The organism is Mesorhizobium sp. M6A.T.Cr.TU.016.01.1.1, from assembly GCF_003952585.1.
Lineage (GTDB): Bacteria > Pseudomonadota > Alphaproteobacteria > Rhizobiales > Rhizobiaceae > Mesorhizobium > Mesorhizobium mediterraneum.
Genome location: NZ_CP034452.1, coordinates 3,021,793 through 3,042,239 on the forward strand (window position 1 = coordinate 3,021,793; position 20,447 = coordinate 3,042,239).

A 20,447-nucleotide genomic window follows, 5' to 3' on the forward strand; every position below is an offset into this window, starting at 1 on the left:
AGGATGCCTCGGCCAGCGTCTCCACGACCTTGCTTGAGATGAAGAACACGCCGTTGGAAGCGACGATCGCCGGGTTGAGGTTGCGCGGCTCGGAATCGGCGGCGACGACCAGCCGTCCGCCTTTCCTGGGCGTCTGTGCCAGACCGATGGTCGGCAGCGCCGTCGAGGCCAGAAGCAATGCCGAACCCGCAAGCACGGTGCGTCTGGAAATCGTGACATCTGACATGATCGAACTCCGTCCCTCTCAGCCACCCGGCCGGGTGGGCCAATACCCTCGGACGCCGACGGCATCCTTGCAAGGCTGATTATGAGCCTTGTCGAGGGTTTCGCCAGAGAGGGAATTGGCGCATCCTGGCGTGGCTTTGAAAATTTCGTCCGCTGGACCAGTTACCGGGAAGCGGTTCAATCCGAGCTTATCTGGTAGGACCAGATCAGGTTTAGGCATCGAGATATACGACGACGAACTGTGCCGAAACGGCCGTTTCACCTATTCTGGCTGGACCAGACTGGACAAAATAGTGCAGATTTGACCGATCATGACCAAAACAGCCGGCGATGCGACCGGCCGGCCAGGGAATTCAGGGAGAGAGAAAGATGAACGTCGCCCCGGGCAAGAATGCCGTCAGCACCATTCCGTTCGATCATGCGAGGGTCGATCGGCTGATGGAGGAGGCCGGCATCGATGTGCTGCTCGCCACCTCCAAGCACAACACGCAATATCTGCTTGGCGGCTACAAGTTCATCTTCTTCGCCGCCATGGATGCGATCGGCCACAGCCGCTATCTGCCTGTTGTCGTCTACGAGAAGGGTGGGCCGGAGCATGCCGCCTATATCGGCAACCGCATGGAGGGCGGCGAGCACCAGAACAACCCGTTCTGGACGCCGACCTTGCACGCCGCGTGCTGGGGCACGCTCGACGCTGCCAATCTTGCGGTTGAGCACCTGACGAAAATCGGCAAGGGCAACGCCCGCATCGGCATCGAGCCGGCTTTCCTGCCGTCGGATGCCTACACCCTGATCCGCAAGGCGTTGCCGGACGCCAAGCTGATCGACGCGACTGATATGCTGGAGCGGATGCGTGCCATCAAGACGGAAGCTGAGCTGGAGAAGCTGCGCATCGCCTCCGAACTGATCACCGATTCCATGCTGGCGACCATTGCCTGGGCGCGCGAAGGCACGACCAAGACCGAGATCATCGAGCAACTTCGGCGCGAGGAGACCAATCGCGGCGCGCATTTCGAATATTGCCTGCTGACGCTCGGCTCCAGCCACAACCGCGCCGGCTCGTCACAGGCGTGGAAGAAGGGCGAGGTGATGTCGATCGATTCCGGCGGCAACTATCACGGCTATATCGGCGACCTTTGCCGCATGGGTATTCTGGGCGAGCCAGACGCCGAACTGGAGGATTTACTGGCCGAAGTCGAGACGGTGCAGCAGGCCGCTTTTTCCAAGGTCAGGGCGGGCACTCTTGGTGGTGATATGATCTCCTATGCGGAGGGCGTGCTGAAGAAATCCAAGGTCGCGCCCTACACCGATTTCTTCGCCCACGGCATGGGACTGATCACGCATGAAGCGCCGTTCCTGATGACCAACCATCCGGTGACATATGAAGGCACCTATGCCGAAAAGCCGCTGGAGAAAAACATGGTGCTCTCGGTCGAGACGACGATGCTTCACCCGACGCGCGGCTTCATCAAGCTGGAAGACACCGTGGCGGTCACCGATAGCGGCTACGTCATGTTCGGCGACCGGGGCAGGGGTTGGAATAGAGGTGGGGTGGCTTAGCCGCTACCCGGCGGCAGCAGCCTGAAATCCGGCAGGTCGCGCAGCGTCAGTTCCGGTCCGGCTGGCGAATAGACGACGAAGAGCTGCATGGGCGCATCGCCGGTGTTCAGCGTTGAGTGGAAGCGGCTTTCCGGCACATAGATGGTGCAGCCGGGGCCGACCTTCGCAACAACTGGATTGCCGTTCTCGTCCTCGACCATCTGCTCGCCATTGCCCGATATGACGAAGATGATCTCCTCCGCGCCCGGATGGTTGTGGCGCGTGTGGCCCTTGCCGGATGGAAGGTCGACGACGCCGCCGGAAAAGCGTGTCGCGCCGTTCACCTCGGGCGCCACCGTCAACGACAGCCTGCCCCAGTCGAAGCCGAAGGCGCTGACATCCTTCGGATAGACAAACACCTTGCTTTTGTCGGTCATCGTCTCATCCCTTCTTTTTCTTCGCAGTCGTTTTGGCACCGCTTTTTTTCGTTTGCGCATCGGATTTTCCCAAAACCGGTTCCCACTTTTGGGTCCGATGCTCCAGCGTGACCGCCTTGAAATCGGCGGTCTGCCTGGCGATCGCCGCTTCTGCCGGCAGCCGTTCCATGGAGCTCGCGCCATAGAAGCCATGCAGGCCCTTGCAGCGTTCGAGGATGTATCGGGCGTCGTCCGGCATCGAGATCGGCCCGCCATGGCAAAGCAGGATAACGTCCTTGCGCACCGAGCGCGCAGCGGCTGCGATCGCGTCGATCTCCGTCACGCAGTCGTCCAGCGACTTGGCCGACGTGGCGCCAATCGAGCCGCCGGTGGTCACCCCCATATGGGCGACAACGATGTCGGCGCCGGCCTTGGTCATGGCGCGCGCCTCGTCGGAGTTGAACACATAGGGCGTGGTCAGGAGGTCGAGCTCGTGTGCCGCGGCGATCATGTCGACCTCGAGCCCGAAGCCCATACCGGTTTCTTCAAAACTCTGCCGCATCTGGCCGTCGAACAGGCCGATGGTCGGAAAGTTCTGCACGCCGGAAAAGCCCATCGTTTTCAGCTCGGCCAGCAGCAGCGGCATGATGACGAAGGGATCGGTGCCGTTGACGCCGGCCAGCACCGGCGTCTTCTTGACCACCGGCAGCACCTCGTAGGCCATTTCCTTGACGATCTCATTGGCGTTGCCATAGGCGAGAAGGCCGGCGGCCGAGCCGCGGCCGGCCATGCGGTAGCGGCCGGAGTTGTAGATGATGATCAGGTCGATGCCGCCGGCCTCCTCGGCCTTGGCCGACAGGCCGGTGCCGGCGCCGCCGCCGACGATCGGCACGCCGCCGGCAATCATCTTGCGGAATTTTTCCAGGATTTTTTTGCGCGGTATGGCGGCCATGTTTTCTTCTCTCACTGTCCGGCGATGTCGAGAAAGGCCGCTGTTGCCGCCTTGGCGAATTCGGGATCGTTGATGTGCAGCGGCAGGCGCGTCACTCGGCGCATGCTGTTCGGCATGATCGTGCGCTCGATGGCCTCGAAGAGTGCTGCATCGGCCTCGGGGTCGAAGAAGGCGCCGCCTTCGATATCGAGCGCCGAGACGCCCTTTTCGGGAATGAGGAACCGGACCGGTCCCTGACAGAGGCTCAGCCTTGCGCCGATCCATTCGCCGATCTTGCGGCTTTCGTCAGGTGTCGTGCGCATCAGCGTCACGTTCGGATTGTGCTCGTAAAACAGCCGCCCGCTATAGCGTTCCGGAATGGTCGGCGGCGCCCAGAAATTCACCATGTCGAGCGCGCCGACCGAGCCGACATAGGGCAGTTTCGTGCGGGCGATCGCGCCGAAGCGGTCTTCGGTTGCAGGCAGCACGCCGCCGAACAAGAGGTCGCAGACCTCGGTCGTGGTGATGTCGATGACGCCGGACAGCAAGCCGCTGTCGGCCAGCTTTTCCATGGTGCGGCCGCCGGTGCCGGTGGCGTGGAAGACCAGGCAGTCATAGGTCGAGCGAAGCTGCTCGGCGATGGACGTCACGCATGGCGTGGTGACGCCGAACATGGTGAGCCCGATCGACGGCTTGCCGTCGGGCGGCGCCGCCGGTTTTGCAGCCATGCCTGATATCGCCTGGGCGGCATTGTGCAGCACGACACGAGAAAGCCGGTTCAGGCCGGCCATGTCGGTCACCGACGGCATCATGACGATGTCGGAGACATCGACGTAAGGCGCGGTGTCGCCCGAGGCGAGCGTCGAGACCATGATCTTGGGCAGGCCGAGCGGCAGAGCGCGCATGCCTGATGTGATGATCGAAGTGCCGCCACCACCGCCGATGCCGATCACACCTGATATATCGGTGCGCGATTGGATAAACCGGGTGAAGGCGATGGCCATTGCCGCGACCGCGGTGCCGCGGTCGTCGATGCCCAACACGGCACTGCTGCCACCGGGATGGTGGCCGGCGACCTCTTCGGCCGGGACATCGACCGGCACGGTGGCATCGCGCGTTCCGACATCGACACGGGCGACAGCAGCACCGGTGGCAGCGACCGCATCGGCCAGAAAAGCTAGTTCCTCACCCTTGGTGTCGGCGGTGCCCACCACATAGACGCGCTTCATGGGCGTGCCTCCCTGGGGGCTGGCTGAACGGTGGCCGCGTTCAGTACATGAGAACGGAGTGCTCTACGGCGCCCCCCTCTGTCCTGCCGGACATCTCCCCCACTTGGGGGGAGATCGGCAGTTCGCTCGATCGGCGCCTTCCATGCGATGTTGGAGATTGGCGAAGGTGCAGATGACAGCCAATCTCCCCCCTCGTGGGGGAGATGTCCGGCAGGACAGAGGGGGGCGCCGTAGGGCTTCAACGTAACCAGAGGGATGGCCATTGCAATTTTTTGAGACGCGCGTATCGTATTGACATGAATGTCTCACGTCAACAAGCGGCAGTGTCCGAGGACGCCGGCTCTGCCGCGCGCGGACCGCGGGCGCGCACAAGGCGGTTGATGCTGGAGACGGCGACAAGGCTGATGCAGGCGGGCGCCACGCCCTCGGTCAGCGAGGTCGCCGAAGCGGCGGAAGTCTCGCGCGCCACTGCCTATCGGTATTTTCCAAGCCAGGCGGCGCTGGTGCAAGCGGTGGTCAACGAAGGCCTCGGGCCGATCCTCACCTGGAAATCAGCCTCGACCGATCCCGAGCGCCGCGTCGTCGAACTGTTCGATACGGCCATGCCTCGCATCGAGGCCTTCGAGGCAACCTTCAAGGCGGCGCTGAAGCTGTCGCTCGACCAGTGGGCGCGCCGGCAGGCGGGCACGCTGGGCGGCGAGCCGGCCTTTACGCGCGGCCACCGCGTCGATCTGCTCAAGGACGCGATCGCACCGCTCAAGGACCGGCTGCCGCCACGCGAATTCAAGCGCCTGGCCCAGGCCCTGTCGCTGATCTTCGGCGTTGAAGTGCTCATTGTGCTGAAGGATATATGGGGGCTGGACAGCCGCAAGAGGATGTCGGTAGCACAATGGGCAGCCGGCGCCCTGGTACGAGCTGCAGTGGTGGAATCGATGGCCAAAGGAGACAGAAGCGCGCCGGCGATAGCCACGAAATAGTATCGATCTGGTTCGACCAGATTGGGATGTCAAGTACCGACAATTATCGTAGCGCCGTAGCCAAAACAAGGCTCTTGCGTATCAAGGAGTAGGAAAATTTAAGAAAAACAGGCAGATGTTGCTGGAATCCGCTTGTCTGAGGGCCTGCCATCGTCCAAGAAAGAGCTTGACGTGCGCCGGAAATTGGTAATACCAGATCAGGACAATAAAGCGGATTAAAAGTGAGGGCTGCGAGCCATTTCTGGCTGGGCGAGGAGGCTCAAAACCGGAACGCTGCCGTCACGGGAGGAACTACCAGGGTCGGCTCGCCGCCGGCTCGCATGATACGGTAGAATGCGCACAAGGGAGGAAATCATTATGCGCAAGACAATGACCAGTATGCTTGCTGGTATCGGCTTAGTGCTCGCCTGCGGAACGTCCGTCTACGCGCAGGATAAGGAACTCACCATATTCTGGGCTGAATGGGATCCGGCAAACTATTTGCAGGAACTCGTCAACCTTTACGAGGCCGAAAGCGGCGTGAAGGTCACGGTCGAAACCACGCCTTGGCCCGACTTCCAGACCAAGGCGTTCACCGAGTTCAACGCCAAGGGCAGCGCCTACGACATGGTGGTCGGCGACTCCCAGTGGATCGGCGCCGCCTCTGAGGCCGGCCACTATGTCGACCTCACCGACTTCTTCAACAAGCACAATCTGAAGGAAGTGATGGCGCCGGCGACGGTGAAATACTACGCCGAATATCCGTCCAACTCCGGCAAATACTGGTCGATCCCGGCCGAGGGCGACGCGGTCGGCTGGTCCTATCGCAAGGACTGGTTCGAGGATCCGAAGGAGATGGAGGCCTTCAAGGCCAAGTACGGCTACGATCTCGGCATACCGAAGGACTGGAAGCAGCTGCGCGACATCGCCGAATTCTTCCACCGTCCCGACGAGAAGCGCTACGGCGTCGCCATCTATACCGATAACTCGTATGACGCTCTGGTGATGGGCGTCGAGAACGCCATCTTCTCCTTCGGCGGCGAACTTGGCGACTATGCCAGTTACAAGGTCGACGGGATCATCAACTCCGAGCAGAACGTCAAGGCGCTCGAGGCTTACAAGGAGCTCTACTCCTTCACTCCTCCTGGTTGGGCCAAGAGCTTCTTCATCGAGGACAACCAGGCGATCACCGAAAACCTGGCGGCGATGAGCATGAACTATTTCGCCTTCTTCCCGGCGCTCATCAACGAAGCCTCGAACCCGAATGCAAAGGCCACCGGCTTCTTCGCCAACCCTCCAGGACCGAACGGCGACCAGTTCGCCGCGCTCGGCGGCCAGGGCATCTCCGTCATCTCCTATTCCCAGAATCAGGAAGAGGCGATGAAGTTCCTGGAATGGTTCATCAAGGAAGATACGCAGAAGAAATGGGCGGAACTCGGCGGTTACACGGCAAGCGCCAAGGTGCTCGAGTCGCCTGAATTCCAAAACGCCACGCCTTACAACAAGGCCTTCTACGAAACCATGTTCAAGGTGAAGGACTTCTGGGCGACGCCGGAATATGCCGAGCTGCTCATCCAGATGAACCAGCGCGTCTATCCGTACATCACCGGCAATCAGGGCACGGCCAAGGAAGTGCTCGATTCGCTCGCCGCGGATTGGAACGCGACGTTCAAGAAATACAACCGCGTGAAGTAAACGGCATTAACGCTCGGAGGGGGCGGTAGCCTGCCCCTTCCGTTTTCTTTTCCGGACAAGGAAGGAACGGGCCTTGGCCACTGCAGTCATGACCACCCTGGATCCCAACTCGCGCTCCGCCGCCCGCGGCATGAGCGATCTCACGATCCGCAATCTCTTCATCATTCCGACGATCGTTTTCCTGATCGTCTTCAACATCTTTCCGCTGATCTATTCGCTCGGCTATTCGTTCACCGACTTTCGCGCGTCGAGCCCGGCGGCGGCCAATTTCGTCGGACTGCAGAATTACCGCGAGTTGCTCAACGACCCGTTCATCTGGTCGAACTTCGCCATCACCGCCAAGTATGTCGTCGTCTCCGTCGTCGGCCAGGTCATCGTCGGCTTCGGCGTGGCGTTGCTGCTCAACCGCGATATCCCGTTGAAGGGCCTGCTGACGACACTGCTGCTGTTGCCAATGATGCTGTCGATGGCCGTCGTCGGCCTGTTCTGGAAACTGCTCTACGATCCGTCCTTCGGCATCATCAACTATACGCTCGGCCTTGGCTCCTTCGAGTGGCTGTCCAACCCCGACATGGCGCTCTACGCGGTTGCCATCACCGACATCTGGATGTGGTCGCCCTTCGTGATGCTGCTGTCGCTCGCCGGCCTGTCGGCAGTGCCGAAGCACCTCTACGAGGCGGCGGCGATCGACCGCGCCGGCTCGTTCTATACCTTCTTTCGCATCACGCTGCCCTTGGTCGCGCCGATCCTGATGATCGCGATCATCTTTCGCACCATGGAGGCGTTCAAGACCTTCGACCTTGCCTACATCCTGACCAGCCAGCCAACCACCGAGGTGATCTCGATCCGGCTCTACAAGATGGCGTTCCAGGAATGGCAGACCGGGCGCTCCTGCGCGCTCGCCTACATCGTGCTGATCATGATCCTGGCGATCACCAACATCTACGTCAAATACCTGAACAAGGTGAAGGAGCGCTAGAATGGCCGCTGTCACCACCTCTACCGAGCGTTCGCTTAACAAGCTCGCCATCGTCGGCGTGCTGATCATCACAATGATCTTCCTGGCGCCGATCTACTGGATAGCCTCGACGGCCTTCAAGCCGCGCAACCTTGCCACCACCATTCCACCGACGGTGATGTTCCAGCCTGAGATATCACCCTTCGTAAAGCTCTTCACCAAGCGGTCGCAGTTGCGCACTGCGCCGACGCCGGAACAATACGCCGCCGCCCCGTGGTGGGAGCGGCTGGTGTTTGACGGCGGCGAGAAGGTGGTGCGCTCGGGCAGGGGCGAGGTGCAGTGGTCCGGTTATCCGAGCCGCTTCATGAACTCGCTGATCGTCGCCATCACCTCGACGATCCTGGCCGTCGGCATGGGCACCTTCACGGCTTACGGGTTCTCGCGCTTCAAGATAAAGGGGGAACAGGACCTGCTGTTCTTCATCCTGTCGACGCGCATGCTGCCGCCGGTGGTGGTGGCGATCCCGATGTTCCTGATGTACCGGGTCGTCGGCCTCAACGACACGCATTGGGGCCTGATCATCCTCTACACCGCCTTCAACCTCAGCTTCTCTGTATGGCTGATGAAGGGGTTCATGGACGAAATTCCGAAGGAGTACGAGGAGGCGGCGCTCGTCGACGGCTACACGCGCATGGAAGCCTTCTTCAAGATCGTGCTGCCTGAGGCCGCCACCGGCATCGCCGCCACCGCCGTGTTCTGCTTCATCACGGCGTGGAACGAATATGCCTTCGCGCTGATCATGACCAACCGACGCGCCCAGACGGCACCGCCCTTCATTCCCAGCCAGGTCGGCTCCGGCCTGTCGGACTGGACGGTGATCGCCGCCGGAACCTTCCTGTTCCTGCTGCCTGTCGCGATCTTCACCTTCCTGCTCCGCAACCACCTCTTGCGCGGCATGTCCTTCGGAGCGATCCGCAAATGATCCGCCATGCTACAATCCAACGCACGGCCGAGATCGTGATGGTGTGCGGCATCATCGCGCTCTGCCAGCCGTGGAATCTCTTCCTGCATCGCTACGGGCTGACGATCATCATCGTCGGGCTGGTGACGTTCATGATCACCGGCTGGATCGGTCCAAGGCAGAAGCCGCAGGCGACCGGCACCCCGGAAAAAGAAGGTCACGCATGACCCAGATCGAGCTTCGTGGCGTCCAGAAATTCTTTGGCGCCGTTCAGGTCATCAAGGACCTCAATCTCAAGATCGACGACAACGAGTTCATCGTGCTGCTCGGACAGTCGGGCTGCGGCAAGACGACGACGCTTCGCGCCATCGCCGGGCTGGAGACGATCGACGGCGGCGATGTCCTCATCGACGGCAAGCCGGTTCAGCATCTCAAGGCTGCCGACCGCGACATCGCCATGGTGTTCCAATCGTTCTCGCTCTATCCGCATATGAGCGTCTACGAGAACATCGCTTTTCCGTTGCGCGCCATGCGCAAGAGCAAGGCGGAGATCGACGGCGAGGTGCGCTCGGTCGCCAAAGTGCTGCAGATCACCGACCTGCTCGGCAAGAAGCCGTCGGCGCTGTCGGGCGGCGACATGCAGCGCGTGGCCATCGGCCGGGCGCTGGTGCGGCGGCCGAAAGCGATGCTGATGGACGAGCCGATCGGCGCGCTCGACGCCAAGCTGCGCGAGGAGATGCGCGCGGAGATCAAGCGGCTGCACATCAAGCAGGGCTCGACCACCATCTACGTCACCCACGACCAGATCGAGGCGATGAGCCTAGCCGACCGCATCGTCATTATGCATGAGGGCGTTCTGCAACAGGTAGGCAGCCCATCGGACGTGTATACGCACCCGGCCAATTTGTTCGTCGCGCAATTCGTTGGCTCGCCTGTGATGAACGTCGCCAACGCGGCGGTGACGATGAACGGCTCCGGCGCCAGGGTCACCGTCGACGGGGCCGCGGAAGGGTTCCTTTTCCCGTCCGAGCTGGTCGGCCAGCTCAACGCCGCGAACGTCGGGCAGGACCGTCTTGCGCTCGGCATCCGCCCCGAAGGAGTGATGGTCTCGCGCGAGGCAGCGGACGGTTATCTGCCGGTCGAGGCGCACATCATCGAACCGCTTGGCTCCTACGACATTGTCGACCTCAAGGTCGGGGCACAGATGTTGCGTGCCCGCACCCGTTCCGGTTTCGTCGGCAAGCCCGGGGTCCAGGTCTTCGCCAAGCTCGACCCGGCGCAGGCGCACTTCTTCGACACGACAAACGGCAATTCGCTGGGGGTGAGACTCTGATGGCCCATATCCAGCTCAAGAACATCTCGAAGACATTCGGCAATCACACCGCATTGACCGGGCTTAATCTCGACATTGCCGACGGCGAGTTCTTCGTCCTGCTCGGCGAGACCGGAGCCGGCAAGACGACGACGCTGCGCATGATCGCCGGCCTGGAAAAGCCGGACGAGGGGCAAATACTCATCGACGGCGCTGACGTCGCTGACTGGGGTGCGGCCGAGCGCGACGTGGCGCTGGTGCTGCAGCAATATTCGCTTTATCCGCGCTACACGGTGCGCGAAAACCTCGAATTCCCGCTGAAGCCAAAAATCCGCCGCATCGAGCCGGACGAGATCAAGACGCGCGTCGACCGCGTTGCCAAGACCTTGCGCATCGAGCATCTGCTCGAGCGCAAGACGGATCGCCTCTCTGGCGGCGAGATGCAGCGCGTCTCGATTGGTCGCGCCATCGTCAGGAAGCCCCGCGTATTCCTGATGGATGAGCCCCTTTCGGCGCTCGATGCCAAGCTGCGCGAGGCGCTGCGCACCGAGCTGAAGAACATCCAGATGAACCTTGGTCAGACCTTCCTGTTCGTGACGCACGACCAGATCGAGGCGATGTCGATGGGCGACAAGGTCGGCGTGCTCAACCATGGCCGCATCGTCCAGACCGGCACGCCGTATGAGATCTACAACAATCCGCGCGACACCTATGTGGCGAGCTTCGTCGGCTCGCCGCCGATGAACCTCATCGACGGCAAGCTCGTCAACGGCCGCGCGGTGATGGCACCGCTGAATTTCGAACTGCCTTTTACGGGGGGGGCCAAGACGAGCGGTGCGACCGACGGTCGCCCGCTCGTCTTCGGTATTCGTCCCGAGGATGTCTATCTCGAGAGCGGGGCGCCGGTGGAGGCGCGCGTCCACGATGTCGAGAACCATGGCGTCGAAAAGATCCTGACGCTGCGCGTCGGCGACGCCATGCTGCGGGCCACGGTGCCGGCCAGAACCGATGTCGAGATCGAGCAGCCGGTGCGCTTTGCCTGGGATCCGGACAAGGTGGTGCTGTTCGACAAGGCTAGCGGGATAAGCCTCCGTCACGCGGGCTAGAGCGCGTCTGTTCGGCGGAGGAGATACTACGCGGCTTGAAGCCTCTGGCCAGGCTTAGCCGGCTTGACGGGTCTCGGCCTGTTCTTCGGCCCGGAAATGGCTGGGAGCCGATCCGATGACGCGCTTGAACGCCCGACTGAAGGACGCGTCGGATTCATAGCCCAGGCGAGCGGCGACGACGGAAATCTTCAGCCGGTCGCGGACCAGCCATTGCCGTGCCTGGTGCATTCTCACCTGGGTGACATATCTGGCCGGGGTTTCGCCGACGATCGTCGCGAAGCGTTCCGCAAAACCCGATCGCGAGGCGCCCATCATCCTGGCGAGCGTTTCCACGGTCCAATCGCGGTCCGGTTCGAGGTGGATTGCCGCCAGCACGCGGCCGATCTCGCGGTCTCTCACCGCCGCGATCCATCCGGACGAGTCGCCGCAGCCGCGCTCGACCCACGAGCGGATGACGGTGGCGGCGAGCACATCGGCAAGCCGTGCAAGGATGCCGCCGGATCCGACGCGCTCCATCGTCACTTCGCGGGCCATGGCCTCCAGCAGATGCGGGATGCCGGGTTCATAGGCTTCCAACTCGTGCGCGCGCATCACGTCCGGCATCATGCCGAGCAATGGGTGCAAACCGTCGAGATTGAAATACATGCTGCCGAAAAAAAGCAGCGTCCCCGGCCGGCGACCTTCATTGGACATGCAGTAAACGTCCTTGCAGACCTCGGCGACCTTGTAGCCCTGGATCGGCGAAGCCTCGATACCCGGCTCGCTCGCCAGGACGTGTGCTGCACCACGCGGCAGCAGCACCGCGTCGCCCGCCTTGAGCTCCACCCATTCGCCGGACGGCTGCAGCAGCCAACATCCCTTGCGGCCGATGAAATGAAACCGTGCCGCCGTCTGGGCCGGAAACTGGAGGCCCCAGGGCTCCTGCATTTCACAGCGGCCGTATTCGACGCCGTCGAGCCGTAACCCGCGCAATATGTCTGTCAGCGGATCGCCGGTGATCGGAACTTTGGACGAATAGTCAAGCATGATGGTGTTTCTAGCATGGAAACTCCAGGCGGTCACTCCCTATGTTGCATTGCAGCCAAATGCTGCGCTGCAACCAGACCGGAGATTCCATCATGACCGAACCCGCGACAGGCGTCATGGACGCCGTTCTTGATCCCGCGGAAACCGACGAACGAGCCGAGCCGGCGTGGGGGGCGGTCGTGTCCCTTGCGCTTGGGGTGTTTGGGCTGGTGACCGCAGAATTCCTGCCTGCCAGTCTGCTGACGCCGCTGGCGCAGGACCTCGGCGTGACGGAAGGGACTGCGGGCCAAGCGGTGACAGCGACGGCCGTTGTCGGCGCGATAGCCGCTCCGACCATGGCCATCATCACCAAACGCCTGGACCGCAGGCTGGTCATGTGGGGACTGACGGTGCTGCTGATCCTGTCGAACCTGGTGGCGGCGTTTGCCTCCTCGCTTCCCGTTCTTCTGATCGCTCGCATCATGCTCGGGATCAGTCTCGGCGGCTTCTGGTCGATGTCGGCGGCCATGGCGATGCGGCTTGTACCGATGCGGCTGATGCCGCGCGCCATGTCGATCATCCTCACCGGCGTTTCGGTGGCGACGGTCTGCGCCGCCCCGGTCGGTGCCTATGTCGGCGACATCTGGGGATGGCGGACGGCCTTCATGATCGCAGCTGTTGTCGGCGCCCTGGCGCTGCTCGTGCAGATCGCCACCCTTCCGAAGCTGCCGCCGGCGGGCGTGGCAAGCGTTCGGACCTTGCTGGACGTGATGAAGCGCCCGATGATCAGGATTGCGCTTCTGGTGGTCCTGCTGGTCGCTTCGGGACACTTTGCCGGCTTCACCTATGTCCGCCCGTTTCTTGAGAAGGTGCCTGCGCTGGACATCGAGACGATCTCTCTGGTGCTGCTCGCCTATGGCATCGGCGGGTTTTTCGGCAATTTTGCCGGTGGCTTCATGGCCGAGCGCAGCCTCAAAACCGCCGTCGGCCTGGCGCCTCTGCTGATTGCTGTGGCAGCCGCCTTGCTGCTCACTCTCGGAGCCTCGCCAGTCGTTGCGGCGATAGCGGTTGCCGCCTGGGGCTTTGCCTTCGGCGCGGTGCCGGTCGGACTGCAAACCTGGCTGGTGCGAGCCGCTCCCGACCAGGCTGAAAGCGCCGGCGGGCTGATGGTCGCCACGTTCCAGGTGGCCATCGCGCTGGGGGCCGTTTTCGGCGGCCTGCTGGTCGACAACGCCGGCGTTGCCAGTGCGTTCGCCTATTGCGGAATCGCGACGTTGCTGGCGGCCTTGGCGGCGTTCCTGCTTGGTCCGAAGCACGCAGACTAGCCCGTCCGCCCTTGCGGATTCATCTTTGATCGGCCCGGAGATCGGTTACGCTCTTCGGGCCGTTATCGCCGTTACGAAACGGGTCAGGCTGTTTTCGACATAAGCGGCCACTTCGACCTTGGGGTCGAAGCTCCACCACAGCAGCGAGCCCTGCCAGTGCGAAGCCATGAGCAGTCCGACGCCTTCGGGCGCATCGGCTGCTGAGGCAAAACAGGCGTCGAGCACGGTACACAGCGAAGCTTTCCACGACGCGCCGCGTGCGCGAAGCAGCGGATCGCGCAGATCCTCGCGCAGCACCAGAAGGCCTTCGGCATAGGATTCGATGCCCCCGTAGTCCTGCGACAGCGCCACCATCAGCCCGATCGCTCCACCAGGGGTTCTTGGGATCGTCTTCGACAGCCTCGCCGTCTTCTCATCAAGCCGGTCCCATGCCTGCAACAGAGCCCTCTGCTTCAGAGTGGCCTTGCTTTTGAAACGCTGCACCAGCGTCGAGCCGGACAGCCCGCAGGCTACGGACAGCCGCTCAAAGGTGAGCGCTTCCGGGCCATGCGCGTGGATCAGCCGGTTCGCCGCTTCGAGCACGTCTTCGTCGGACTGGGTTTTTGGCCGGGGCATCTTGACATCCATTTATAACTGAATGATCATTTATATATTATGGCACCGGCAGAGGCCAGCACCTCCTGGTCGAATCGAGCTTTGGGAGAGCCTAATGAGGCTTCGTGGAAAAGTCGCTCTGGTCGCGGGCGCCACGCGTGGCGCCGGCCGAGGCATTGCAGTCGAACTGGGCGCTGCCGGCGCGACTGTTTACGTCACCGGCAGGTCGACGCGCGGGCATCCGTCCGAATATGCGCGTCCTGAAACCATCGAGGAAACGGCGGAACTGGTTTCGGCGCTTGGCGGCAAGGGCATTGCCGTGCAGGTCGATCATCTGATTTCGGAAGACGTGCGCAAATTGGTCGACCGAATCCGTGCGGAGCAGGGCCGTCTCGATATACTGGTCAACGACATCTGGGGCGGGGAGAAACTGTTCGAGTGGAACAAGCCGGTTTGGGGGCATGATCTCACGAATGGTTTGCGCATGCTGCGGCTCGGCATCGACACGCATCTGATCACCGCGCATTACGCGCTGCCGCTTCTGATTGAGCGCCCGGGCGGGCTGCTTGTCGAAGTCACCGACGGCACAGCCGAGTATAATGCAGACCACTATCGGCTTTCCCCGTTCTACGACCTCGCCAAAGTGTCGGTGACCCGCATGGCCTGGGCCCATGCCCAGGACCTTGCCCCGCACGGTGCCACCTCGATTTCGCTGACACCCGGCTGGCTGCGTTCGGAAATGATGTTGGAAGCTTTTGGGGTGACGGAGGATAACTGGCGTGATGCGACAGCGAAAGTGCCGCATTTTGCCATCTCGGAGACGCCGCGCTTCGTCGGCCGCGCGGTGGCGGCGCTTGCGGCGGACCCGGATCGTTCGGGCTGGAACGGACAGTCGCTGTCAAGTGGCGGCCTGGCGCAGGTCTACGGTTTTACCGATCTCGACGGCTCACGGCCCGACGCGTGGCGCTACGTTCCCGAGGTTCAGGACGCCGGCAAACCAGCCGATGTGACGGGGTACCGTTAGACCGCTCGAACGCTGGGAGCCGGCAATAGTTTCGGTTTCAGGCCGCGCGGCCGTCGAAGTCGAAAATCGACACAGCGTCCAGATCGAGATCGTCTATGCAATGGATGTTGACGTAGGCGCTTCGTTCGCTCCCTTCGCTGACATCCTCGGCGAAGGGATGGATGCCGCAGGTCCGGCAGAACCGGTGGGCGATGACATGGTTGCCGAAAGTGTACCGGCCAAGATCGTCACCCCAGGCAAGCACCCGCAATGCCTCATGCGGCACGGCCCATAGCAGCGCGCCCTTGCGCGAGCAGATCGAGCAATTGCATCGCACGGCTCCGGTCAGATCGCCTTCGACCTCGAAGGCGATCTTCCCGCAGTGGCAGCTGCCTTTGTAGAGCATCAGGTCTCCTCCTTCCGTTCGACAGGGTGCAAATGTGCTTGTGCCGGGTTATGTCTCTGCAGGTCACGCACCAGTCGTTGCCTGTAAGACGTTGCAGGCGTCCGGAGTCCGACACCGAAAATGCAATCTGCCCGCGACCGCCTCGAAGTCGTCCTTTCGCGTCTCGCCGTCCGCGCGGACAATGAAAGCGTATTCGTAAAACTCTATCCGGAAGCCGGGCGGCCAGCCGCCGATGCCGCCGATATCAGGCGCAGGGCTGGCGTCACACTTGGACCGCTCGACGGAGCGATTGTGTCGATCAAGGATCTGTTCGACGTCGCCGGCGAGCCGACCACAGCCGGTTCGTTGTTGCTCGGCACCGCGGCGCCGGCGCTGCGGGATGCCGTCATCGTGCAACGATTGCGGCAGGCGGGTGCCGTTATCTTAGGCAAGACCAACATGACCGAATTTGCCTTCACCGCGATCGGCGTCAATCCGCATTACGGCACGCCTGGCAATGCGACCGACACCAGCCGGATTGCGGGCGGCTCGTCCTCAGGCGCCGGCGTTTCGGTCGGCGAAGGCACGAGCGAGATCTCGATCGGTTCCGACACCGGCGGTTCGGTCCGCATTCCGGCGTCGCTGAACGGTGTCGTCGGCTTCAAGCCGACCGCACGGCGTGTGCCACGCGATGGCGTTTTCCCGCTGTCCAACACGCTCGACTCCATCGGCCCACTCGCGCGCACCGTTGCCGAATGTGCCGCAGCCGACGCGGTGATGGCGGGCGAGGAGCCTGTGGCACTGGTTCCGCTTCCGCTTGCCGGGCTGCGCATCGGCGTTCCGCGCGGCGTGCTCTTCGAGGATATGGAAGAAGAGGTCGCGGCGGCGTTCGACCGATGTGTTGGCAAGGTAGAGCTTGCGGGCGCGCGTCTCGCCGATCTGTCCATCGATGACCTCCTTGCCGATTTGCGCGCGGTAACCAAGCGGGCCTCGATCGCGGCAATGGAGGGCGCCGAGGTCCATGCAGATTGGCTGGCGGCAGGTGCGACGACACCGGTCGATCCGCGGGCGAGCGAGCCGCTGTCGCGCGCTGCCGCCGTTCCGGCCACAGCCTATATAAGGGCCATCCGCCGCCGCACGGCGCTTGTCGCCGCCATGGACGAGCGGCTGGCGTCTGTCGATGTGCTGGCCCTGCCGACCACGCCGGTCACCGCCCCGACCATCGTGTCGATGACCAGCGACGAAGTTCTATGTGAACGTACGGAAGGCCTTCTGCTGCGCAACACGCAAGTCGCAAACCAGTTCGACCTCTGCGCGATCTCGCTGCCGATGCCGGGAATGGCGCGCCCGGCCGGGCTGATGCTGGTGGCGCGCAACGGCCACGACCACCGTCTCCTGCGCATCGCTGCGGGGGTCGAGGCACTGCTTGGCCGTTGAAGATATGAACGTAAATGCGACGAACAGTGGCCGCGTTCGCTGTCCCTGGAGGCGCGTTCGATACCGGTCGCGACCAGCCATGGCAGAGTGTATCGCTTGCCGTTGAGGGTCTGGGTCCGGTTCTCGATCGAGCCGAAAACCACGACCTTGCCGGCGTAGAGTTTGTCCGAGAGATCGAGCGCCTTGTCCTCCCCGCGGCAATTCATCGATGTCGATCGACACGCCCTTGATGATCTTACCCGTGGCAAGATCGAGCGCGCTGTTCGATGGACAGGGCGCCATCACGCAGCGCAAGCCGTTGTCGCAATAGACATAACTGCTCTCCGCCACAGCGAGCGAGGGCAGGACGCAGATCGAAAAGATGGCAGCAAGCAGCGCCATGCGGCGAAGAACGAGCATGGGTCCAGCGTCGTGGAGAAATAGGGCGAAACGGCGGTGACGCTACGCGTCGGCCGGAAACCGCCGCCGGTAGTGCTCGACCACTTCGGGATTGCGCAGGTTGACCGGCAATTTGTTGGCCAGCACCAGCAAGGTTTCATCAGCCGACCCCACGCCCATGCGCATCATCGACTGCTCGGTGATCCCTGCCATATGCGGGGTGACGATGACATTGTCGAAGCCGAAATAGGGATGATTGGAAGGCAGCGGCTGCGTCGCGAAGACGTCGAGCGCGGCACCGCCGATACGGCCCTTTTGCAGCGCTTCGATCAGCGCGTCGTCGTCGATCACCGGCCCGCGCGAAATATTGATCAGCAGCGCATGTGGCTTCATGCGGGCGATGCGCTCGCGGTTGATCAGGCCGCGCGTCTCCGGTGTCAGCGGGCAGCACAGAACGATGATGTCGCTCTGCTCGACCAGCGCGTCGATCGACAGAAAGCCTACCCTGTCCAGCGCCGGCCCCATGCTGCGCGTCGTCGCCACCACGTTCAGGTCGAAACCATGCGCCGCTATGTGGCCGACTGCCTGTCCGATGGCGCCAAAGCCGACAATGCCGATCGTCTTGCCGGCGAGCTCGCTGGCGAGAGTGGTGTGGTCGCGGCCGGCCAGCCAGCCCTTCGCCCGCAAGTCGCGGTCCACCAGGCGGAAACGCCGAAGCAGCGCCAGGGCCGCGAACATCACGTATTCGGCGACCGACCGTGCATTGACCGCGGGCACGTTGGCGACCAGCACGCCGGCTGCAGTGGCCGCTTCCATGGGGACCATGTCGAGCCCGGCACCGTGGCGGATTGCGGCCCGGAGCTTCGTCGTGCCCTCGAAAAGCGCTGATGGCAGCGGAGCGCGAACGATGATGATATCGGCGTCCCTCGCCTCAGTCGCCAGCGTGTGCGCATCGAGGGCGGAGGCGACAACGAGTTCACCGGCACCGGTCAGCATGGCGGAGGCGCGCGGGTGCAGCGTGTGCGTCGACAGGATTCTAGGCATATCAGACCTGTTCGAGCGCTGGGCTTTGAGTTTCTTCGCGGCCTTCGATCAGGCCTTTCCAGTAGCTCTCCGCGCCTTGCAAATGGGCGCTCATCAGCGCCTGGGCGAGGTTGCCGTCGCGGCGCAGCAGCGCCTCATAGATCTGGATGTGCTCCGCATGCGAGCGCACGCTGCGTTCGGGATCGTTGAAATAGATCGGCAGGCGTTGCTCGCCCATCATGTAGTAGACGCTGCATATGTTGTGAAAAACGCTGTTCTTGGTTGCTCGCACGATCTCAAGGTGAAACTCGCGGTCCTCCTTGGCGAGGCCTTCGCCCGCAGCAATGCGATCCTCCGAAGCCTTCAGGATTTCGCGCAGCCGCTCGAAATTTTCCTCGGTGGCACGCGAGCAGGCAAGCTCAGCGGCCTTGATTTCGTGGATCTTGCGCAACTCGACCGTCTCGTAGATCATGATCGGGTCGAGCGGCAGGCCGGCCCGCGCAAACAGGGCCATCGCCTCGACGCTGGGCTGCTTGGTGTCGATATAGATGCCGGATTTGGCCCGGCGCTCGACGATGCGCATGGCTTCGAGGATGGCCAGCGCCTCGCGGATCTGGCCGCGACTGACGGCGAAATGCTCCGCCAGTTCACGCTCAGACGGCGTTCGGCCCGTCGCCTTGTCGGAATGGGAGAACAGATAGGCGGCGAGTTCCGCGAGGAGGTTCTTTTCTTTCATGATCAGCCGCGTAGCGCGTGCGCCTCCAGGAACCGTTCCGAAAGGGTGAATCCCAGTCCGGGCTTCTCGGGGATCGCTATCATACCGTCCTTTGCTTCGACAGTCTCTTCGATAAGATCGTGGATCATCGGGTTGGCGCCGAGCGAATATTCGACGGTAAAGCTAGCCGGCGAAGCAGCGCAGACATGCAGCCCGGCAAAGAAGCAAGGGGCGCCGGCCCACAGATGCGGCGCGAAGCGCAAATTGAAGGCGCTGGCGATGGTGCCGATCTTCATCGCCTCGCTGATGCCGCCGCAGAAGGCGGGATCCGGCTGGAAAATATCGGCCGCTTTGAGCATGGCGAGGTCGCGGAACGCGTAGCGCGTCGCTTCGCTTTCGCCGGTGGCGATCGGGATGGAGCCGGACGCCCGCACTTCGGCCATCCCAGGCTTATCGTCGGCGATGACCGGCTCTTCGAACCAGGCCAGATCGAGATCGCTGGCAAGATGGATGAAGCGCTTGGCCTCCGCCACAGTGTAGGTGCCATGCGCATCGACCATCAGGTCGACTTCGGGGCCGAGCGCCTGTCTGGCGGCGCGGACGCGGGCGGCGGAATTGTGCGGGGTGCCGTCCATCGCGCCGATCCGCATCTTCAGCGCCTTGAAGCCGCCCTTGGCGATATAGGATTTCAACTGGTCGCCGATCGCTTCGGTGGAGGCCCAGCCGCCGGAAGCGTAGGCCGGCATGCGTTCGAGCTTGCGGCCGCCGAGCAGCCGCCAGACCGGCACCCCCAGCGACTTGCCCAGAATATCCCACAATGCGATGTCGACGGCACTGATCGCCGCGACACTGATGCCGCGCCGCGCCAGTTGCGGCATGGCGTGGCCGTTTTGCGCGGCGCTGTCGTGGCGCACGCCATTGTAGAGCATCTCCCAGATCACCCCGATGTCAGCCGGATCGCAGCCAATCAGCTGCGGGCCGACCTCGTGGTTCAGCATGTGGACGAGGGCGCCATAGCTGCCGGTGCTGCCGGCGGCATTCTTGCCTTCACCCCAACCGACCAGCCCATCGTCGGTCTCGATGCGCAGGATGGCGGCGTCGAACGTCGTCACCTGACCGAAGTCGCTGCGGTGCTGCTTCGCGGCTTCGATCGGTACGCGGACCCACCAGGCTTGGACCGTCTTGATGCGCATGTTCATCCTCTGCCTTGCCGCCGTTAGGGGCCGCCGTCAGGGCGGAAAGGCTCATTTCCAG

At 62.7% G+C, this 20,447-nt stretch carries 20 protein-coding genes and 1 pseudogene; 11 read left to right on the top strand and 10 right to left on the bottom strand.

All coding sequences use genetic code 11. The features are described 5' to 3' along the window. Positions 1–226: pseudogene (locus tag EJ075_RS14575) on the bottom strand (ABC transporter substrate-binding protein); the annotation flags it as partial. 368 nt (positions 227–594) lie between these two features. Between EJ075_RS14575 and EJ075_RS14580 the strand changes: the two are divergent. Then, positions 595–1,785 (top strand): Xaa-Pro peptidase family protein, encoded by a 1,191-nt coding sequence (locus EJ075_RS14580; RefSeq protein WP_126104814.1) that lies wholly within the window; start codon positions 595–597, stop codon positions 1,783–1,785. On the opposite strand, the gene EJ075_RS14585 is transcribed toward EJ075_RS14580, so the two are convergent. Genes EJ075_RS14585 through EJ075_RS14595 form a run of 3 tightly spaced genes read right to left on the bottom strand, consistent with a single transcriptional unit; the run spans position 1,782 to position 4,340 of the window. Then, positions 1,782–2,201 (bottom strand): cupin domain-containing protein, encoded by a 420-nt coding sequence (locus EJ075_RS14585; RefSeq protein WP_095488227.1) that lies wholly within the window; start codon positions 2,199–2,201, stop codon positions 1,782–1,784. The two genes, EJ075_RS14580 and EJ075_RS14585, sit on opposite strands and share 4 nt — an antisense overlap. 4 nt (positions 2,202–2,205) lie before the next feature. Then, positions 2,206–3,132, bottom strand: a complete 927-nt coding sequence (locus EJ075_RS14590) for a phosphoenolpyruvate hydrolase family protein (protein ID WP_095488229.1) — start codon at positions 3,130–3,132, stop codon at positions 2,206–2,208. Between the two features lie 11 nt (positions 3,133–3,143). Further along, a complete protein-coding gene (locus EJ075_RS14595) occupies positions 3,144–4,340 on the bottom strand; it encodes a Tm-1-like ATP-binding domain-containing protein (RefSeq protein WP_126104815.1) in 1,197 nt (398 codons plus the stop codon). A gap of 296 nt (positions 4,341–4,636) precedes the next feature. Here EJ075_RS14595 and EJ075_RS14600 point away from each other — a divergent pair, with 296 nt between their 5' ends. From EJ075_RS14600 to EJ075_RS14630, 7 genes are all read left to right on the top strand, one after another. Next, complete coding sequence (locus EJ075_RS14600; protein WP_126104816.1) at positions 4,637–5,317, top strand: TetR/AcrR family transcriptional regulator; 681 nt, start codon at positions 4,637–4,639, stop codon at positions 5,315–5,317. A gap of 357 nt (positions 5,318–5,674) precedes the next feature. Next, positions 5,675–6,991, top strand: coding sequence for an ABC transporter substrate-binding protein (locus EJ075_RS14605; protein WP_095488235.1), 1,317 nt, complete (start codon positions 5,675–5,677; stop codon positions 6,989–6,991). A gap of 73 nt (positions 6,992–7,064) precedes the next feature. Beyond that, positions 7,065–7,970 (top strand): sugar ABC transporter permease, encoded by a 906-nt coding sequence (locus EJ075_RS14610; RefSeq protein ID WP_126104817.1) that lies wholly within the window; start codon positions 7,065–7,067, stop codon positions 7,968–7,970. 1 nt (position 7,971) lies between these two features. Then, positions 7,972–8,931 carry a carbohydrate ABC transporter permease gene (locus EJ075_RS14615; RefSeq protein ID WP_095488237.1) on the top strand — a complete coding sequence of 320 codons (960 nt, stop codon included), beginning with the start codon at positions 7,972–7,974 and terminating at the stop codon, positions 8,929–8,931. Then, the gene (locus tag EJ075_RS14620) at positions 8,928–9,137 is read left to right on the top strand and encodes a hypothetical protein (RefSeq protein WP_126104818.1); all 210 of its coding nucleotides are present in this window, start codon (positions 8,928–8,930) and stop codon (positions 9,135–9,137) included. The genes EJ075_RS14615 and EJ075_RS14620 overlap by 4 nt, the downstream gene beginning before the upstream one ends. Beyond that, positions 9,134–10,243 (top strand): ABC transporter ATP-binding protein, encoded by a 1,110-nt coding sequence (locus EJ075_RS14625; RefSeq protein WP_126104819.1) that lies wholly within the window; start codon positions 9,134–9,136, stop codon positions 10,241–10,243. Before EJ075_RS14620 ends, EJ075_RS14625 begins: the two co-directional genes overlap by 4 nt. Beyond that, positions 10,243–11,328, top strand: coding sequence for an ABC transporter ATP-binding protein (locus tag EJ075_RS14630; protein ID WP_126104820.1), 1,086 nt, complete (start codon positions 10,243–10,245; stop codon positions 11,326–11,328). The genes EJ075_RS14625 and EJ075_RS14630 overlap by 1 nt, the downstream gene beginning before the upstream one ends. Before the next feature lie 54 nt (positions 11,329–11,382). Here the strand turns inward: EJ075_RS14630 and EJ075_RS14635 are convergent, their stop codons facing one another. Next, positions 11,383–12,354, bottom strand: coding sequence for an AraC family transcriptional regulator (locus tag EJ075_RS14635; RefSeq protein ID WP_095488245.1), 972 nt, complete (start codon positions 12,352–12,354; stop codon positions 11,383–11,385). Positions 12,355–12,446: 92 nt separating this feature from the next. Here EJ075_RS14635 and EJ075_RS14640 point away from each other — a divergent pair, with 92 nt between their 5' ends. Beyond that, positions 12,447–13,658 carry an MFS transporter gene (locus EJ075_RS14640; RefSeq protein ID WP_095488467.1) on the top strand — a complete coding sequence of 404 codons (1,212 nt, stop codon included), beginning with the start codon at positions 12,447–12,449 and terminating at the stop codon, positions 13,656–13,658. Between the two features lie 45 nt (positions 13,659–13,703). Here EJ075_RS14640 and EJ075_RS14645 read toward each other — a convergent pair whose 3' ends face one another. Further along, the gene (locus EJ075_RS14645; RefSeq protein ID WP_126104821.1) at positions 13,704–14,273 is read right to left on the bottom strand and encodes a helix-turn-helix domain-containing protein; all 570 of its coding nucleotides are present in this window, start codon (positions 14,271–14,273) and stop codon (positions 13,704–13,706) included. A gap of 94 nt (positions 14,274–14,367) precedes the next feature. Here EJ075_RS14645 and EJ075_RS14650 point away from each other — a divergent pair, with 94 nt between their 5' ends. After that, a complete protein-coding gene (locus EJ075_RS14650; RefSeq protein WP_126104822.1) occupies positions 14,368–15,276 on the top strand; it encodes an SDR family oxidoreductase in 909 nt (302 codons plus the stop codon). Positions 15,277–15,313: 37 nt separating this feature from the next. Here EJ075_RS14650 and EJ075_RS14655 read toward each other — a convergent pair whose 3' ends face one another. Beyond that, positions 15,314–15,661 carry a GFA family protein gene (locus tag EJ075_RS14655; RefSeq protein WP_126104823.1) on the bottom strand — a complete coding sequence of 116 codons (348 nt, stop codon included), beginning with the start codon at positions 15,659–15,661 and terminating at the stop codon, positions 15,314–15,316. A 120-nt stretch (positions 15,662–15,781) separates the two neighbouring features. Between EJ075_RS14655 and EJ075_RS14660 the strand changes: the two genes are divergently transcribed. Continuing rightward, positions 15,782–17,077, top strand: a complete 1,296-nt coding sequence (locus EJ075_RS14660) for an amidase (RefSeq protein WP_126104824.1) — start codon at positions 15,782–15,784, stop codon at positions 17,075–17,077. A 441-nt stretch (positions 17,078–17,518) separates the two neighbouring features. Here the strand turns inward: EJ075_RS14660 and EJ075_RS14670 are convergent, their stop codons facing one another. From EJ075_RS14670 to EJ075_RS14680, 3 genes are read right to left on the bottom strand one after another with little or no spacing between them, the layout of a single operon-like run. Beyond that, positions 17,519–18,499, bottom strand: a complete 981-nt coding sequence (locus EJ075_RS14670; protein WP_126104825.1) for a hydroxyacid dehydrogenase — start codon at positions 18,497–18,499, stop codon at positions 17,519–17,521. A 1-nt stretch (position 18,500) separates the two neighbouring features. After that, on the bottom strand, positions 18,501–19,214 hold the full coding sequence (locus tag EJ075_RS14675) for a FadR/GntR family transcriptional regulator (protein WP_126104826.1): 714 nt from the start codon (positions 19,212–19,214) through the stop codon (positions 18,501–18,503). Positions 19,215–19,216: 2 nt separating this feature from the next. Then, the gene (locus EJ075_RS14680) at positions 19,217–20,386 is read right to left on the bottom strand and encodes a mandelate racemase/muconate lactonizing enzyme family protein (RefSeq protein WP_126104827.1); all 1,170 of its coding nucleotides are present in this window, start codon (positions 20,384–20,386) and stop codon (positions 19,217–19,219) included. Positions 20,387–20,447: the final 61 nt, after the last annotated feature.

Excerpts from the sequence above, each read along its gene's own strand:
- EJ075_RS14580 (WP_126104814.1), top strand. The coding sequence starts at position 595 with ATGAACGTCGCCCCGGGCAAGAATGCCGTCAGCACCATTCCGTTCGAT.
- EJ075_RS14585 (WP_095488227.1), bottom strand. The coding sequence starts at position 2,201 with ATGACCGACAAAAGCAAGGTGTTTGTCTATCCGAAGGATGTCAGCGCC.
- EJ075_RS14590 (WP_095488229.1), bottom strand. The coding sequence starts at position 3,132 with ATGGCCGCCATACCGCGCAAAAAAATCCTGGAAAAATTCCGCAAGATG.
- EJ075_RS14595 (WP_126104815.1), bottom strand. The coding sequence starts at position 4,340 with ATGAAGCGCGTCTATGTGGTGGGCACCGCCGACACCAAGGGTGAGGAA.
- EJ075_RS14600 (WP_126104816.1), top strand. The coding sequence starts at position 4,637 with ATGAATGTCTCACGTCAACAAGCGGCAGTGTCCGAGGACGCCGGCTCT.
- EJ075_RS14605 (WP_095488235.1), top strand. The coding sequence starts at position 5,675 with ATGCGCAAGACAATGACCAGTATGCTTGCTGGTATCGGCTTAGTGCTC.
- EJ075_RS14615 (WP_095488237.1), top strand. The coding sequence starts at position 7,972 with ATGGCCGCTGTCACCACCTCTACCGAGCGTTCGCTTAACAAGCTCGCC.
- EJ075_RS14620 (WP_126104818.1), top strand. The coding sequence starts at position 8,928 with ATGATCCGCCATGCTACAATCCAACGCACGGCCGAGATCGTGATGGTG.
- EJ075_RS14625 (WP_126104819.1), top strand. The coding sequence starts at position 9,134 with ATGACCCAGATCGAGCTTCGTGGCGTCCAGAAATTCTTTGGCGCCGTT.
- EJ075_RS14630 (WP_126104820.1), top strand. The coding sequence starts at position 10,243 with ATGGCCCATATCCAGCTCAAGAACATCTCGAAGACATTCGGCAATCAC.
- EJ075_RS14635 (WP_095488245.1), bottom strand. The coding sequence starts at position 12,354 with ATGCTTGACTATTCGTCCAAAGTTCCGATCACCGGCGATCCGCTGACA.
- EJ075_RS14640 (WP_095488467.1), top strand. The coding sequence starts at position 12,447 with ATGACCGAACCCGCGACAGGCGTCATGGACGCCGTTCTTGATCCCGCG.
- EJ075_RS14645 (WP_126104821.1), bottom strand. The coding sequence starts at position 14,273 with ATGCCCCGGCCAAAAACCCAGTCCGACGAAGACGTGCTCGAAGCGGCG.
- EJ075_RS14650 (WP_126104822.1), top strand. The coding sequence starts at position 14,368 with ATGAGGCTTCGTGGAAAAGTCGCTCTGGTCGCGGGCGCCACGCGTGGC.
- EJ075_RS14655 (WP_126104823.1), bottom strand. The coding sequence starts at position 15,661 with ATGCTCTACAAAGGCAGCTGCCACTGCGGGAAGATCGCCTTCGAGGTC.
- EJ075_RS14660 (WP_126104824.1), top strand. The coding sequence starts at position 15,782 with ATGCAATCTGCCCGCGACCGCCTCGAAGTCGTCCTTTCGCGTCTCGCC.
- EJ075_RS14670 (WP_126104825.1), bottom strand. The coding sequence starts at position 18,499 with ATGCCTAGAATCCTGTCGACGCACACGCTGCACCCGCGCGCCTCCGCC.
- EJ075_RS14675 (WP_126104826.1), bottom strand. The coding sequence starts at position 19,214 with ATGAAAGAAAAGAACCTCCTCGCGGAACTCGCCGCCTATCTGTTCTCC.
- EJ075_RS14680 (WP_126104827.1), bottom strand. The coding sequence starts at position 20,386 with ATGCGCATCAAGACGGTCCAAGCCTGGTGGGTCCGCGTACCGATCGAA.